Origin of the sequence: Bacillus sp. ABP14 (assembly GCF_001831375.1) — a bacterium.
In the GTDB taxonomy this organism is placed as follows: Bacteria; Bacillota; Bacilli; order Bacillales; family Bacillaceae_G; genus Bacillus_A; species Bacillus_A paranthracis.
Window position 1 is genome coordinate 5,014,433 of record NZ_CP017016.1, and the last position, 15,092, is coordinate 5,029,524.

At 36.8% G+C, this 15,092-nt stretch carries 16 protein-coding genes; 5 read left to right on the forward strand and 11 right to left on the reverse strand.

The annotated features are described in order from the left end of the window. Nucleotides 1-4: 4 nt before the first annotated feature. Nucleotides 5-412 (reverse strand): MerR family transcriptional regulator, encoded by a 408-nt coding sequence (locus tag BGI23_RS26170; RefSeq protein WP_000276568.1) that lies wholly within the window; start codon nucleotides 410-412, stop codon nucleotides 5-7. A 152-nt stretch (nucleotides 413-564) separates the two neighbouring features. On the opposite strand from BGI23_RS26170, the gene BGI23_RS26175 reads away from it, so the two are divergent. Together BGI23_RS26175 and BGI23_RS26180 are read left to right on the forward strand one after the other, a co-directional pair. Further along, entirely contained in the window at nucleotides 565-1,290 is a 726-nt protein-coding gene (locus tag BGI23_RS26175) for a glycerophosphodiester phosphodiesterase (protein ID WP_000042760.1), read from the forward strand. Between the two features lie 99 nt (nucleotides 1,291-1,389). Next, the gene (locus tag BGI23_RS26180) at nucleotides 1,390-3,441 is read left to right on the forward strand and encodes a transglycosylase domain-containing protein (protein ID WP_000372977.1); all 2,052 of its coding nucleotides are present in this window, start codon (nucleotides 1,390-1,392) and stop codon (nucleotides 3,439-3,441) included. Nucleotides 3,442-3,644: 203 nt separating this feature from the next. Here BGI23_RS26180 and BGI23_RS26185 read toward each other — a convergent pair whose 3' ends face one another. Together BGI23_RS26185 and BGI23_RS26190 are read right to left on the reverse strand one after the other, a co-directional pair. Next, nucleotides 3,645-4,154: a YwhD family protein gene (locus tag BGI23_RS26185; RefSeq protein ID WP_000136688.1), complete on the reverse strand. Its 510-nt coding sequence runs from the start codon at nucleotides 4,152-4,154 to the stop codon at nucleotides 3,645-3,647. Nucleotides 4,155-4,179: 25 nt separating this feature from the next. Next, entirely contained in the window at nucleotides 4,180-4,854 is a 675-nt protein-coding gene (locus tag BGI23_RS26190; RefSeq protein WP_044791900.1) for a site-2 protease family protein, read from the reverse strand. Between the two features lie 111 nt (nucleotides 4,855-4,965). Here BGI23_RS26190 and BGI23_RS26195 point away from each other — a divergent pair, with 111 nt between their 5' ends. Beyond that, the gene (locus BGI23_RS26195) at nucleotides 4,966-5,151 is read left to right on the forward strand and encodes a 2-hydroxymuconate tautomerase (protein WP_001147171.1); all 186 of its coding nucleotides are present in this window, start codon (nucleotides 4,966-4,968) and stop codon (nucleotides 5,149-5,151) included. A 39-nt stretch (nucleotides 5,152-5,190) separates the two neighbouring features. On the opposite strand, the gene BGI23_RS26200 is transcribed toward BGI23_RS26195, so the two are convergent. The 6 genes from BGI23_RS26200 to BGI23_RS26225 all read right to left on the reverse strand — a co-directional run bounded on the left by BGI23_RS26200 (nucleotide 5,191) and on the right by BGI23_RS26225 (nucleotide 11,221). Then, on the reverse strand, nucleotides 5,191-6,495 hold the full coding sequence (locus BGI23_RS26200; protein WP_000262739.1) for an HD domain-containing protein: 1,305 nt from the start codon (nucleotides 6,493-6,495) through the stop codon (nucleotides 5,191-5,193). Nucleotides 6,496-6,639: 144 nt separating this feature from the next. Then, a complete protein-coding gene (locus tag BGI23_RS26205; protein ID WP_000787739.1) occupies nucleotides 6,640-7,584 on the reverse strand; it encodes an ABC transporter substrate-binding protein in 945 nt (314 codons plus the stop codon). Nucleotides 7,585-7,781: 197 nt separating this feature from the next. Next, nucleotides 7,782-8,594 carry an ABC transporter ATP-binding protein gene (locus BGI23_RS26210; RefSeq protein ID WP_070807239.1) on the reverse strand — a complete coding sequence of 271 codons (813 nt, stop codon included), beginning with the start codon at nucleotides 8,592-8,594 and terminating at the stop codon, nucleotides 7,782-7,784. A gap of 15 nt (nucleotides 8,595-8,609) precedes the next feature. Further along, complete coding sequence (locus BGI23_RS26215) at nucleotides 8,610-9,626, reverse strand: FecCD family ABC transporter permease (protein ID WP_070807240.1); 1,017 nt, start codon at nucleotides 9,624-9,626, stop codon at nucleotides 8,610-8,612. Continuing rightward, complete coding sequence (locus BGI23_RS26220) at nucleotides 9,623-10,678, reverse strand: FecCD family ABC transporter permease (protein ID WP_000388276.1); 1,056 nt, start codon at nucleotides 10,676-10,678, stop codon at nucleotides 9,623-9,625. The genes BGI23_RS26215 and BGI23_RS26220 overlap by 4 nt, the downstream gene beginning before the upstream one ends. 318 nt (nucleotides 10,679-10,996) lie before the next feature. After that, a complete protein-coding gene (locus BGI23_RS26225) occupies nucleotides 10,997-11,221 on the reverse strand; it encodes a YuzB family protein (protein WP_000526077.1) in 225 nt (74 codons plus the stop codon). Between the two features lie 387 nt (nucleotides 11,222-11,608). Between BGI23_RS26225 and BGI23_RS26230 the strand changes: the two genes are divergently transcribed. After that, entirely contained in the window at nucleotides 11,609-12,301 is a 693-nt protein-coding gene (locus BGI23_RS26230) for an RsfA family transcriptional regulator (protein WP_000868375.1), read from the forward strand. Between the two features lie 28 nt (nucleotides 12,302-12,329). Here BGI23_RS26230 and BGI23_RS26235 read toward each other — a convergent pair whose 3' ends face one another. Continuing rightward, nucleotides 12,330-12,881 carry a lipoprotein BA_5634 family protein gene (locus BGI23_RS26235; protein ID WP_070807241.1) on the reverse strand — a complete coding sequence of 184 codons (552 nt, stop codon included), beginning with the start codon at nucleotides 12,879-12,881 and terminating at the stop codon, nucleotides 12,330-12,332. 165 nt (nucleotides 12,882-13,046) lie between these two features. Here BGI23_RS26235 and lipL point away from each other — a divergent pair, with 165 nt between their 5' ends. Continuing rightward, nucleotides 13,047-13,892: an octanoyl-[GcvH]:protein N-octanoyltransferase gene (gene lipL / locus BGI23_RS26240; protein ID WP_000071956.1), complete on the forward strand. Its 846-nt coding sequence runs from the start codon at nucleotides 13,047-13,049 to the stop codon at nucleotides 13,890-13,892. 48 nt (nucleotides 13,893-13,940) lie between these two features. On the opposite strand, the gene pta is transcribed toward lipL, so the two are convergent. Then, nucleotides 13,941-14,912, reverse strand: a complete 972-nt coding sequence (gene pta, locus BGI23_RS26245) for a phosphate acetyltransferase (protein WP_000067214.1) — start codon at nucleotides 14,910-14,912, stop codon at nucleotides 13,941-13,943. Nucleotides 14,913-15,092: the final 180 nt, after the last annotated feature.

Genomic DNA, 15,092 nt, shown 5'->3' on the forward strand with positions numbered 1-15,092 from the left:
TTGATTACTCTCCTTTTGTATTCTCTAAAAATGTCACTGCACGATGTAAGCTGTCTTCAAGTTCTCCCTTTACACGCTGCATTTGCTCCATTTTCTCGTCTAGCGTTTGCACTTGTTTTTCAAGCATCTCTTTAATTTCTTGAATCACTTCACGATCACGGGGATTCTCACTATTTCTTCTTTGCTCCATTCTTTCTTTTAACGATAAAAAATGTTGCATTTCTTGAAGCGTAATCCCTAACACTTCTTTCGCTTCCACAATTCTTTTAATTCTAGCGATATCTTCATCTGTATACAGGCGAATGTTCCCCTCACTACGTTCTGGGGGATGAATTAAACCAATTTCCTCATAATAACGAAGTGTACGTTTTGTTAAACCAACTTGCTTTGTAACTTCATCAATCTTATACATGTTTATTCCTCCCTTCACTCGATTATTACATTTTACGTTAACGTTAACTTTTGTGCAACTGTTAGACTTTTGTAAATGTTTGTCATATTAAATTGTATTTTTTCAAAAGCAGTTTCATAATGAAAGAAAAGAAATGATAAGGAGAATTTCACATGAGTAAACCACTTATTTTCGCTCATCGCGGCGTAAAAGGAACACATCCAGAAAATACGATGATTGCCTTCCAAGAAGCTGAACGCATCGGCGCCCATGGCATTGAACTTGATGTCCACCTATCAAAAGATGGTGAACTTGTCGTAATTCACGATGAAACAGTCGATCGTACAACGAATGATGTAGGTCTTGTCTCTGAAAAAACGGTAGAAGAGTTACAAGCTTTAGATGCCGGCAGCCATAAAGATCCTTCTTTCCATGAAGCAAAAATCCCAACGTTACGCGAAGTATTCATTTGGTTATCTACAACAAAGTTACAGCTCAACATTGAGTTAAAGACAGATGTCATTCACTATCCAAACATTGAAGAAAAAGTTGTTGCTCTCGTTCGAGAATATCATCTTTCTAATCAAATTGTATTCTCTTCATTTAATCACGACTCTGTTTCATTATTAGCAGAAATTGCTCCTGAAATCCCAAGAGCAATTTTATATGATACACCACTTGCTGATCCTATCGCCGAAGCAAAAAATAGAGATGCGACTGGTTTACATCCAAACTTTCAACTACTAACAAAGGAATTTGTTCAACTCGCGCAAAAACAAGGGTATGTTTTCCGCCCTTATACAATTAACGAATACAAAGATTTACAAACTATGATTGATTATGGCGTAGATGTCATTATTACCGATTGGCCAGCACGTGCATTTGAGCTTCTTTCTTAATTGAAGGAGCTCTTTATTTTCGAAATTTCATTGTTTAAAATAATCGAAAACCCTCAATACTAATACAATAATGTTTGTATGAATGAGGGGCTGAAAAAGATGGATCAAACTATGAATCCAAAACTTAAAAAATATAAACGTCTTTTCTTCACCGTAATGTTTTCTTCTGTTCTTTTTTTCGTTTTTTCCTTTTTTGTTATTATTATAGTTGCAAAAATTATGGGACCTCCTCCTGTCGCTGTCCCGCAAACAAGTGTCTTTTATGCTAATGATGACACTGTTATAGGACAAAGTAATGAGATGCAAAAACGATACAATGTATCTCTCAATGAAATTTCTCCTTATGTAAAAGAGGCAACACTTTCTATCGAAGATCAAAGATTCTACAAACATCATGGCTTTGATATGAAGCGTATCGCTGGTGCCATTGTTGCTGATTTAAAAGCGATGGCAAAAGTCCAAGGCGCTAGTACGATTACACAACAGTATGCCCGTAACCTATACTTAGATCATGATAAAACGTGGAAACGTAAACTATTAGAAGCAATGTACACAATCCGTCTTGAAGTGAATTATAATAAAAATCATATTTTAGAAGGATATTTAAATACAATTTATTACGGGCATGGTGCTTATGGAATCGAAGCTGCATCCCGTCTATATTTTGATAAAACAGCAAAAGAATTAACATTAGCGGAAGCTAGTATGCTCGCGGGTATACCAAAAGGACCTAGTGTCTACTCTCCCTTTTTAAAAAAAGATCGTGCGAAAGAACGACAATCTCTTATATTAGATGAAATGGTAGAACAAGGCTATATTACGAAGAAACAAGCAGCTTCAGCAAAGAAAGAGTCACTAACTTTCGCTTCATTAGATACGAAAAAAGTCGCAGAGGTTGCGCCTTATTTCCAAGATGCTGTACAAGCTTCTCTTCTTCGTGATATCGGATTAGATGAGCAAGCCTTACAAAAAGGCGGCTTGCGTATTTATACAACGCTAGACCCGAAATTACAATCGGTTGCAGAACAAGCTGTAAAAGACCACATACCTGACACGACAAACATACAAACTGCGCTCGTCTCTATGAATCCAAAAACAGGTGAAGTAGCTGCCCTTGTTGGTGGAACTGATTATAATACAAGTCAATTTAACAGGGCTACACAGGCCGCTCGCCAGCCTGGATCTACATTTAAGCCATTTCTATATTATGCGGCATTAGAACGAGGATTCACCCCTGCTACGCGCTTAAAAAGTGAATACACTGTGTTCACTTTAGGTGACGGTGTTTCAAAGTATAAACCGAAAAACTATAAAGACTATTATGCAGACGATTTTGTAACAATGGCGCAAGCTCTTGCGGTCTCTGATAACGTATATGCCGTGAAGACCAATTTATTTTTAGGCGAAGACATTCTTACAAAAACGGCGAAGCAATTCGGCATTAAAAGTGCATTAAAAGATGTCCCTTCCCTCGCGCTCGGTACATCTCCTGTAAAACCAATTGAAATGGTTAACGCTTATAGCATGTTCGCAAACGGGGGAAAAGAAGTAAAACCTATTTTCATTCGCCGCATTATGGATCATGAAGGAAATATTTTATACGATGCTCATTTGGAGAGTAAACAAGTTCTTGATAAGAGCAAAGCATTTGTGATGGAAGAAATGATGACAGGCATGTTTAATAAAAAACTAAGCAGTTATGCTGCTGTAACTGGTCAATCAATGTTATCTAAACTATCAAGAACCTATGCCGGAAAATCTGGTTCTACTGAAACAGATAGTTGGATGATTGGGTTTACCCCGCAACTCGTAACTGGCGTATGGGTTGGATATGATCAACCTAAATCAATTTCAAACGTAGCAGAACAAGGCTATGCGAAAAGAATATGGACTGATACGATGGAGAAAGGCTTAGATGGACAACCTAAAAAAGAGTTTAAACAACCAAGTGACGTCGTTGCAGTCGATATTAACCCTGAAAACGGGAAAATCGCTACAAAAAATTGTCCAATTTCAGTGAAAATGTATTTTGCAAAAGGTACAGAACCAACTGAATATTGTATGGATCACGTTGATGATAAAGAGGAATTTGAAAAGACAACTGAAGAAAAGAAAAAAACAAGTTGGTGGAAGAAATATCTTCCTTGGTGACACACGAGGCTATTCCAATAAAATGTGGAATAGCTTTTATTGTCATTCTTTGTTGGTAAATCGATATTCCTTGTCGAATCGTCGATATATTTTAAGTTATGATAGATATATTCGAAAAATCGTCGATATATCTTCATACAACAAGCCAAAATAAAAAGTATGTCTCACTAGTCAACAATCAACTAGTGAGACATACTTTTCTTTTATTCACTTAATAATGCACGGCGCAATTCTTCGCTAGACTCGTTCCAAATCGCTTCATTATGTTCTTTTAAGAATGTACCAAGTACTTTTTTAGATGATTCGTCCATATGTTCAACCATAATGTGACGCTTCAATGATTTATCCATTTTGTTTACGTGCTCTGGAAGTGACTTATATCCGCGGCGAATTTCACGGTCAACTGTCATTTCACAAGCTGTTACACCTGCGTAATACGCACCTGTTGCTGTTCTTTCAATCGTTACCCATACAAGCCAGTATGGTTTTCCGTTTGGAACTTCATCTTTATTTGTTAAAAACTTAATACCTTTTTCAACTGTACTACGTGCATGCATCGCACCGATATCAACAAATGCTGTTTTCTCTAGTACATCGACAAATACAGGTGAAATGTTTTCTAGACTTAATGCCCCAACGCCAAAACCACCATGTCCATCTGTTGAATCATTTTTCACGATATTAAAACCGATTTTTTTCTTTTTCTCTGTCATATGTAAATTCCTCCTCACTTAATGATTATAAAAGGCCAAAGATAGGCGCAATAATACTGTTTAAAAATGCAAATACGTATGGAATGACAACATTAAAAATAGGTTGGATTGTGTAATTGCTAAGCGGTGTAATAACTAGAATTAATAAAGCAATTGCCCCATATTTTTCATACTGTGTCATTTTCGCACGAATATTTGTTGGTGCTAAATCCTCCACTACGCGATATCCATCAAGTGGCGGGATTGGTAATAAGTTAAAGACAAGTAAAACGATATTCAACATAATAAAAATCCGGAAAAATTGAGCTAGCGTATCTGCTACTGCAAATGGAATTGAGTCTAATACACCAAATGTTAATAAGCTATACCAAATAATTAAACCGATTGCGCTTAAAATCAAGTTACTAATCGGTCCTGCAATTGAAACTAATATACCTGCAAGACGAGGTCTTTTAAAGTTATATGGGTTAACAGGAACTGGTCTCGCCCAACCAAAACCAAGAATTAATACAGCAATCATCCCGATAGGATCTAAATGTGCCATCGGCGATAAAGTTAAGCGCCCTTGTCTCTTTGCTGTATCGTCTCCAAATTTATATGCTACATATGCATGCGCAAATTCATGCACTGATAATGCGATAATAATGGCCATTGCTACCAAAGGAATTTGGTGCAACGGGTATCTAAATAACTGATCCATATTTCATCTCCTCTTCCATATGTCAAAAAAGAAAATATTTGTTTTTTCGATTGTTCTTCCCCATAATCCGCTATAATAAGATTGTAACTTACATAAAAGGAGCGATTATATATGCCATACGTAACAGTGAAAATGCTAGAAGGACGCACAGAGGAACAAAAGAAAGCTCTTGCTGAGAAAGTAACAGCAGCAGTAAGCGAAACAACTGGTGCTCCTGAAGAAAACATCGTTGTTTTCATCGAAGAAATGTCTAAAAACCATTATGCAGTTGGCGGAAAACGCTTAAGCGACAAATAATTTCAAGTTTTTTCATAAGAAGCAGCCATTAGCTGCTTCTTATTTTTTTCCTTCTAGTAACTCGATGATTCTCTCTTTATATTTTCCTTTTCTTCCATCTTCATAGATTAAATCATGCGGGTAGAATAGCTTTTGATCCCTTCTCTTCTTACCAGTAATCGCCTCAACAATATCCGATTCACGTGAAAGCTCTCTAAGCTCCCCATTTGGCATAAGAAGTAAGATTGGCAAACGTTCTTCTTCTTCACCAGCACGGTAAAAGTCGTACGGTAAGTCTGATGTTGAATCAACTACTAAATAATATTCGGGATCAAGTCCAATCTTTTTGAATAAGCTACTTAATTCCATCCAATTATCTAAACCGTGCTTATCTGTAAACTCTACATATTTAAATAGGTTTCGATTCATAAAACGACGGCATAGATCGCTTAAAATTGGATCTTCTTCGTCTTGCCATACTTGGAAGTAATAATACATAACGTTCTCGTCTAACTTTAAATAATCCTCTACTGTTACTTCTTCTTCAAATAAAGAATAGAAATGAACAGGGTGATTTTTAAATGTATAGTACTTCTCGTGCAATGATTTTGCACGGTGTAAAATCTTCGTTAAAATAACTTCAGCACTGCGTGTTACTGGATGGAAATATACTTGCCAGTACATTTGATAACGACTCATAATATAATGTTCAACAGCATGCATACCACTATTTTTAATAACTACTTGATTTCCGTACGGACGCATAACGCGCAGTATACGTTCCATATCAAAGTTTCCATACTTTACGCCAGTGAAATACGCATCTCTTAATAAATAGTCCATGCGATCTGCATCAATTTGACTGGAAATCATGCTAATCGCTAATTTATTAGTAGATGTTTTTGCGATTACATCCGCTACCTTTTGCGGAAAGTCTTTATCCACACGACTTAATACGCGATTAATTTCTGTATCTCCAACGATAATCTTTTGCGTAAATTTCTCATGATCTAATGAAAATACTTTCTCAAACGAATGAGAAAATGGGCCGTGACCGACATCATGAAGTAATGCCGCACATAAGCATAACAATCTATCTTCAGCATTCCAGTTCGGTCTGCCATCAAACACATCATCAATCATACGACGAATAATTTCATATACACCTAACGAATGAGTAAAGCGACTATGCTCTGCACCGTGAAATGTAAAAAATGTCGTTCCAAGCTGCTTAATACGGCGCAAGCGTTGAAATTCTTTCGTTCCGATTAAATCCCAAATAACACGATCGCGCACGTGCACATATTTATGTACCGGGTCTTTAAACACTTTTGTTTCGCTGAGTTTGTCGTTTAAATATACCACCTTCCGACATCCCCCTTTCTTTACTGCATTCTTACTATATATTATAAACGAAATAGGAAACAGAAAGAAATGAAAGACTATATTAATTGCCCTTATATAAAGAAAAAACCACTTTTACCGGAGTAAAAGTGATTTTTTTACACATTATTTCCCTAAAACGAACTCAGCAACTTCATCTAAGATCATTTCTTTACCTAGCGGGAAGTAACCTTTGTTTAAGTCTTCGTTTTTAATTGTAAATACGTGGTTATTTTTAACAGCGTTCATATTTTTCCAAATTGATTCTTCTTGGAATTCTTTTAGACGCTGAGAACCGTCACCAGTCGTAAATACGAATAAGTAATCTGGGTTGTAATCGATTAAAGCTTCTTTTTGTACTTGTACTAAAGGTTTATCAGTTGGTGTACCTTTAACTGCTGGTAATTTTAAATCATTAAAGATTACGCTACCGTAACCGTAGTCACCGTATACGCGGAAAGCGTTTGGATATGCAGCCATTTTCATGAATTTAGCATCGCCAGTTTTCGCAACGATTTTATCATGTAATTTGCTTGCTTTTTCATCATACTGTTTGAACCATTCTTTTGTTTCTTTCTCTTTACCGAAGATTTGACCTACTTCTTCGAATTTTGGACGCCATTGGTCTAATGGAGTTTTTAACATAACTGTAGGTGCGATTTTAGATAATTGATCATAAATCTTTTCTTGACGATTATTTACAAGAATTAAGTCTGGTTTTGCAGCAGCTACTGCTTCGATATTAATTTTATCTCCCCAAGCAGAACCAACTGGTTTTACGTCTTTTAATTTCTTTTCAATATGTGCATCAATTTTTTCTTGAGATGTATTAGCAGTAATAATTGGTTTCATACCAAAGATTAATAATTCTTCTGTTGAACCACTAAGGTCAGCAATTTTCTTTGGATTTGCAGGGATTTTAATTTCCCCTTTTGCATGTTGTACAGTGCGCTCTTCAGTCTTCGCATCTTTCGCATCTGCTTTTTTCTCTTCTTTGTTAGAACAAGCTGCAAATAGTACAGAAGTAACGACTAGTACCATTGCTAATAACGCCATTTTAAAATTCTTCATGTTCCCACTCCTTCTAGCTGTATTTCTCTTATAAGTTACAGTGAACTATAAGAAACAAGGTTAACAATTAATAAATATATATTGATTAATTGTTGCTTATGCCCCGTTCTAACGGGTGTTCAACTTCCCATTTACGAATAAGAAATAAGAAGCTCAACGTCCATTAGAAGCCCCCCTCTTTACGAGGGGGATTCTACTTATGCTTTTTTACGCAATTGATTACTAATCATCGCTAAATCATACGTTAAACAAATTGGTTTACAGTTTACTGGACATGGAACAATTTGAGCTTCAATCTCAAATACACTGCGAAGCGTTTCACTTGTCATCACTTCGTCTGGCGTTCCTTGTTTCATTAACTTACCAGCCTTTAATGCAATCATATGATCTGAGAAACGAGAAGCATGGTTTAAGTCATGGATAACCATAACAATCGTTCTACCTTCTTCTTCATTTAACTTTTTCAATAAGTTTAATACTTCTAATTGATGAGCCATATCTAAGTACGTTGTCGGTTCATCTAATACGAGTAATTCTGTCCCTTGTGCAAGAGCCATCGCAATCCATACGCGTTGACGTTGCCCACCTGATAATGCCTCTGCTGGACGATTTGCGAATTCTGTCATTCCCGTCACTTCAAGTGCCCAATGAATGTAGCGATAATCCTCTTCTTTCAACGTTCCAAATCCTTTTTGATGAGGAAAGCGTCCATATGAAACGAGTTCAAATACAGTAAGGCCAGTTGGTACTTCTGCAGTCTGTGGTAAAATTGCCATTTTCTTTGCGATTTCTTTCGTTGGCTGTTTCTCGATTGCTTTTCCGTCAAGATAAACCGTACCCTTTTTCGCCTTCAAAATACGAGAAGCCGTTTTTAATAATGTGGACTTCCCACAACCATTTGGTCCAATAATTGTTGTAATTTTCCCTTCCGGAATTTCAACTGTTAATCCATCAATAATTAACCCTTCATTATAGCCAACAGATATCGCATCAACTGCTAAAGTTGCCATACAAAAAGCCTCCCTTTATTTTGTCCTCATAAGTAAGTATATGAAATACGGTGCACCAATTACAGAGATAACAAGACCGACCGGTATTTCTGAAGTTGTTAACACACTTCTTGCAATTACGTCTGCGAATAAAAGTAAAAACGTTCCTATTAGTGCAGCCGTAGGCAGCATAATTTGATGTTTACCACCAACAAGGCGCCTCGCTAAATGCGGAGCCATTAAACCGATAAAACCAATTCCTCCAGCAACAGCGACAGATGCACCAGCTAAACAAACTGCAATAAATAATAATTTACGTCTTTCTTTTTCTACATTTACACCAAGGCCAACTGCTGTGGAGTCGCCTAGGTTCATTACGTTTAATATGTGAGCTTTACTAATGGCAAGTGGCATGAAAATAACCATCCATGGAAGTACACTTAGTACAAACTTCCAATCTGTGCCCCATAGACTTCCTGCTAACCAAATCGTAGCAAAACGGAAATCGTTAGATGTCATCTTCATAGAAAAAATTAAACTAACAGCACCAAACCCGGCTGCAACAGCGATACCAACCAGTATCAATCGAGTCGATGAAACACCATCTTTCCATGCTAGTAAATAAATAATAACAGCTGCTAATATCGCTCCAACTAGTGCGAAGAACGGAAGAATGAATACAGATAAAAATGTACCAGTTCCTACTTTCCCGAAGAAAAAGTAGACAAAGATAACAACTGTTAATCCCGCTCCAGCGTTAATACCGATAATACCTGGATCAGCAAGTGGATTTCGTGATAACCCTTGCAAAATCGCACCTGACATCGCTAAAGCAGATCCAACTAATATAGCAATGACCATACGCGGCATACGGAATTCAAATAAAATAACAGACTGATCTTCAGCCCCGAGTCCAACCAATGACTTTAATACGTCCATTGGCGGTATTTTAAATGTCCCTGTATTTAAACTCACTAAAAATACAGTAACGATTAATCCTACTAAAATTGTTAAAACCGAAATGTTCTTTTTTGTTAAGGCACTTGTCCTCACATTTTTCCTCTCCCTTCGTTACGTGCTAAGTAGAGGAAGAATGGAACCCCAATTAGCGCTGTAATTGCTCCAATTGGCGTTTCAAACGGCGGATTAATAACGCGAGATAACATATCTGCACATTCAATTAACAGCCCGCCTAAGACCGCAGAACATGGAATAACCCATCTATAGTCTGAGCCTACAAGGAAACGAGTCATATGTGGGATGACAAGGCCAACAAATCCAACCGATCCTGCCATAGAAACTGCCGAACCTGTTAACACAAGAACAAGTACTGTCCCGATAAATTTAATTAATGTCGTATTTTGACCAAGTCCAATCGCAATTTCTTCACCGAAGCTTAAAATTGTAATATACCTCGACATCATAATTGCAATGAAGAGACAAACTAGACCAATCGGTACTAACATATTAATACTTTCCCATTTCACTCCAGCAACTCCGCCTGCATTCCACATACTTACCTCTTGGGCAAGATTGAAATATAGCGCAATTCCAGATGAAATGGCCCCTAATAAAGCACTAATCGCGGCACCCGCTAAAGCTAATTTCACAGGCGTTAATCCACCTGGTGAAGAAGATCCAATTCCATATACAATGCTCGCTCCAAACGCAGCACCAATAAAAGATGCGATAACGAACATTAAATAAGGTGAATTAGGGAAGAATGCATACATAATTGCAATTCCAAATACAGCCCCATCTGTAATCCCCATTAACGATGGTGATGCAAGTGGATTTCGCGTCATACCTTGCATAATTGCTCCTGATACCGCTAAAAAGGCACCTGCTACTACGCCCCCTATTGCTCTAGGCATGCGAAGTTCTTGAATTACATTATGATGCGTAATAGAACCGTCAAACTGAAATACAGCTTGCCATACAGTCTTTAAACTAATATCTGCAGCACCAAACGAAATAGACAGTGCCATGCTTAAAGCTAACAAAATTGTACCTGCTACTAAAATAATAGAAGCAATGAGCGGCCTGCTCTTAATCTCTTTAACATTCACATCTTGCTGTTCTATACTCCTTGCGCTCGCTTCCATCCCTCAACCATCCTAACCAACAACATATGTTTAATTTAATGAAATGAAATTTATTCTCAAATAGCAATAAAAAAATTAAATGAATCGGCCCTTTTCTGATAATGATTCTCAGAATCAGACACCTTCTATTCTACCTATCGCTTCAAAAGACTGTCAACCATTATTTTGAAATACAAATTCATATAGGTTGAGACCTTAATAAATAGATAATGCCTATCTGTCATGAACTATTATCATCACCAGTTAAGCTTTCTCAGAATAGATTCTTCCTCTTATGGGCATAAAAAAAGAAGAGTAATCTGTTCACTCTTCTTTTCCTTACTTATTTAACTTTGCCTCAATTTTTACAATTAATTCATCTTCTGTTGGCGCTGCAACTGGACGATTATTTACAAATGCGAATGATTTTTTACGGCCAGGGCCACAGTAAGACTGACATCCAACTTCAATCGTTGCACATGAATCTACTTTTTTTAGCTTTGGAATCAGCGTTTTAACGTTCGTTGCCTGACAATCATCACACACACGAAATTCGTTTCCCATTATATAACACTTCCTCTATTTTAAACTTTTCTCAAGTACATTTAAAAATAAACACTAAATGGTATTTTACCGCTCTTTGAAGCTCGTTGCAAGTTTCCTTTCGACGCTCTTTCCTCATATAATGCTACATATTTATATGTTTTCCTACAGCACCTTCCATCATTCTTGGCAAAATTTATCCCGCTTTAATGGGCAGTAAGATCCCCACCTTAAAATTCAGCGAAAGCAAAGAAGTTAGGTGGGGGATGAAGAACCTCCCCACTGATTAAAGTTTCACTTTATACCTCTCATCGAAATCTACCATATTTTTAAAAGCTTTGTATAAAAGCTCACTTTTTTGCCCATTATAAAAATAGGAAGTTCATAAAAAGAAAGGGAGTTGAATCTATGAAAGTAAGACAAGATGCTTGGACGGATGAGGATGATTTATTACTTGCTGAAACTGTACTTCGTCACGTTCGAGAAGGAAGTACCCAATTAAATGCATTTGAAGAAGTAGGAGACAGATTAAATCGTACATCGGCTGCCTGTGGTTTCCGTTGGAATGCTGTTGTTCGCTATAGCTATGAACAAGCTCTTCAACTAGCAAAAAAACATCGTAAAGATAAAATGCGTGCTGCAAGTGGTGAACAAGCGAAAAAACGTTTACTTTATACACCACCAGCTTCAGATTCGATAACTAATTATGAAGAGTTCGTACAAGAGGAATCAATTGTACAATATAAAGAAGCTACTCCATATCAAGAAACTACCGTTCCTACTGCAAAAGGCTCTATGACAATGCAAGATGTTATTTATTTTTTACAAACAGTCGGATCTTCAAATATAAAAGTGACAGCTCTTGAAAACGAGAATACGAGATTGAAACAAGAAATTAAATCACAAATCCTTCGAAATGAAGAACTAGAAAAGAAACTGGAAAAATTAGAAAAACAATCTCATACTGTACAAGAAGATTACGAAACACTTATGAACATTATGAACCGCGCTCGTAAGTTGGCAGTCATGGATGAAGAAGAACGTTCTCAAACATCTTTCCGAATGGATCGAAATGGTAATTTAGAAAAAATTGCAGAGTAAAAAGGATGCGTTACATGCATCCTTTTTGTTATTTCACTTCAACCATATGTGCTTCTTCTACTTTAGAATCCCTCTTTATATCTGGGAAAATCTTTTCCTTTGGATTCTCTTTAAAGGATGCTAAACCAATTGTTTTTACCGGTTCACTTATTTTTGCATATTCTGCATCACTAACAACTGCATACATATCTGTATATTTACGCGCATCATCAATTACTACATCTTTTTGTTCCTCTTTAGCAAATACAATTCCAGCTTCATCAGAAATAGCCGGCAATGCTTTAATAGGTTCTACATCTTCTTTCACTACTTTTTTCAGCATGTTTTCCTTTACCATCTTCTCAGCCGTTGTTTTATTCATGATTAAAACCTTTTTCTCATTAACAGTACCTAGTTTAGCTTCAAATTTATTTTGAGATTCAATTTTATCTTTATATTGATCCATTGTTTGTTGAACGCCTGTTTCATCTCCGTACATAACAACACCCGTTGCTTGTGGTGCAATCATATCCATAATAGAACAGCCACTAAATACAGCAGCTGACATAATCGCTACGATTCCTAATTTAACATTTTTCATTTGTATGCCTCCTAAAATCAATAATTACATCTCTTAGTTTAGCCATCTTAGATCATTTAACCAATTCACTTTCCTTACAATTCAGTAAGGTTTTCTCTTAAAAACTACTTTCATTATTTTTTGCTATAATAGAGATTGTCATTTTAAAGATAAGGGGTTAGTTATATGAGCAATTCCCGTTCCATTTTATCTCAGCCAGAGTGGCGTATTGTAGATCAGTCTAGTTTGGGACCAACATTCCATGCATTGCAGTCATTCGCAATGGACGACACATTATGCACAAGTATCGGAAATGGTCAATCAGCTGCAACAATGCGTTCTTGGGTTCATCACAATACAATTGTTCTTGGCATTCAAGATTCACGCCTACCGCACTTGGAAGAAGGAATTTCCTTTTTAAAAGAAAACAACTTCAATGTTATCGTTCGTAATTCTGGCGGACTTGCAGTCGTACTTGATGAAGGTGTGTTAAACGTATCTCTTTTATTCCAAGAGACGGAAAAAGGTATCGATATTGATCTTGGATACGATACAATGTGGCATTTAATTCAGGAAATGTTAAAGGATTACGATGTTACAATTGAGGCAAAAGAAATCGTTGGTTCTTACTGCCCTGGTAGCTACGATTTAAGTATTCGCGATCAAAAATTTGCTGGTATTTCACAGCGCCGTATTCGCGGTGGTGTCGCTGTCCAAATTTATCTCTGTGCTACAGGAAGTGGCTCTGAACGTGCCGCACTCGTTCGTGATTTCTACAACCTAGCCATTCAAGGAGAAGAAACACGCTTTACTTATCCTGAAATTGTACCGAGTACGATGGCTTCACTTTCAGAATTACTTGGCGAAACCATTACAGTACAAGATTTAATGATGCGCCTTTTAAAAACATTGCAGCAATTCGCTCCAAAGTTAACACCATCTCAATTAACAATAGATGAAATACCTTTATATGAGACGAATTTACAACGTATTATTGATCGTAATAATAAAGCACTTGGCTTAGAAAAATAAAGACCGTCGCTATTTTAGCGACGGTCTTTATTTCAATTCGTTATAGAATTAAAGCGCTTGAGCTGCTGTAATTAAAGCTAACTTGTACACTTCTTCTTCGTTACATCCACGAGATAGGTCGTTTACAGGCATGTTTAAACCTTGTAAGATTGGTCCTACTGCTTCGAAGTTACCTAAACGTTGAGCGATTTTGTAGCCGATATTACCAGCTTCTAAGCTTGGGAATACGAATACGTTAGCATCACCTTTAATTGTAGAACCTGGAGCTTTTTTCTCAGCTACAGATGGTACGAATGCAGCATCGAATTGGAATTCTCCATCTAGAGCTAATTCTGGAGCCATTTCTTTTGCAATGCGAGTTGCTTCTACAACTTTTTCTGTTTCTGGAGATTTCGCAGAACCTTTTGTAGAGAAGCTTAACATAGCAACGCGTGGATCAATGCCGAATAGTTCAGCAGTTTTCGCACTTTCGATACCAATTTCAGCTAAATCTTGGCTATTTGGTGCAATGTTAATTGCACAATCAGCGAATACATATTTCTCTTCTTCACGTACCATGATGAATACGCCAGAAGTTTTTGTAACGCCTGGTTTTGTTTTAATGATTTGAAGTGCTGGACGAACTGTATCAGCTGTAGAGTGAGCTGCACCACTTACTAAACCGTGTGCTTTGCCCATGTATACAAGCATTGTACCGAAGTAGTTTTCGTCTTTAAGGATTTTGCGAGCGTCTTCTTCAGTTGCTTTACCTTTACGGCGTTCAACGAAAGATGCTACCATTGCATCCATTTCTTCGTATGTAGCTGGATCGTAAATATCAACGCCTGCTAATGTTAAATTCATGCTAGCAGCTTTTGCGCTAATTTCTTCTTTATTACCAACTAAGATTGGTTTTACTAACTCTTCTTTTGCTAAACGCTCTGCAGCGCCTAAAATTCTTTCATCAGTTCCTTCAGGAAGTACGATAGAAATGCCTTTTCCTTGAACTTTTTCTTTTACTGTTGTAAATAAGTTGCTCACGAATAAACCCTCCTACATATGTTAAAAAACTCTATCTTTAAGAATACTTCTTTTCCTCTATATTTTAAACTTATAGCTCCCAAAAAATAGATAAAATAAAAATGATTATATTTTCATAAAATTCAGCCGTTAAATTCACCTTGCTTAAACACTTAAATGTGACAATTTTATGCGCCAAGG

Coding starts and splice junctions, on each gene's coding strand:
- BGI23_RS26170 (WP_000276568.1), bottom strand. CDS start 412: ATGTATAAGATTGATGAAGTTACAAAGCAAGTTGGTTTAACAAAACGT.
- BGI23_RS26175 (WP_000042760.1), top strand. CDS start 565: ATGAGTAAACCACTTATTTTCGCTCATCGCGGCGTAAAAGGAACACAT.
- BGI23_RS26180 (WP_000372977.1), top strand. CDS start 1,390: ATGGATCAAACTATGAATCCAAAACTTAAAAAATATAAACGTCTTTTC.
- BGI23_RS26185 (WP_000136688.1), bottom strand. CDS start 4,154: ATGACAGAGAAAAAGAAAAAAATCGGTTTTAATATCGTGAAAAATGAT.
- BGI23_RS26190 (WP_044791900.1), bottom strand. CDS start 4,854: ATGGATCAGTTATTTAGATACCCGTTGCACCAAATTCCTTTGGTAGCA.
- BGI23_RS26195 (WP_001147171.1), top strand. CDS start 4,966: ATGCCATACGTAACAGTGAAAATGCTAGAAGGACGCACAGAGGAACAA.
- BGI23_RS26205 (WP_000787739.1), bottom strand. CDS start 7,584: ATGAAGAATTTTAAAATGGCGTTATTAGCAATGGTACTAGTCGTTACT.
- BGI23_RS26210 (WP_070807239.1), bottom strand. CDS start 8,594: ATGGCAACTTTAGCAGTTGATGCGATATCTGTTGGCTATAATGAAGGG.
- BGI23_RS26220 (WP_000388276.1), bottom strand. CDS start 10,678: ATGGAAGCGAGCGCAAGGAGTATAGAACAGCAAGATGTGAATGTTAAA.
- BGI23_RS26225 (WP_000526077.1), bottom strand. CDS start 11,221: ATGGGAAACGAATTTCGTGTGTGTGATGATTGTCAGGCAACGAACGTT.
- BGI23_RS26230 (WP_000868375.1), top strand. CDS start 11,609: ATGAAAGTAAGACAAGATGCTTGGACGGATGAGGATGATTTATTACTT.
- BGI23_RS26235 (WP_070807241.1), bottom strand. CDS start 12,881: ATGAAAAATGTTAAATTAGGAATCGTAGCGATTATGTCAGCTGCTGTA.
- lipL (WP_000071956.1), top strand. CDS start 13,047: ATGAGCAATTCCCGTTCCATTTTATCTCAGCCAGAGTGGCGTATTGTA.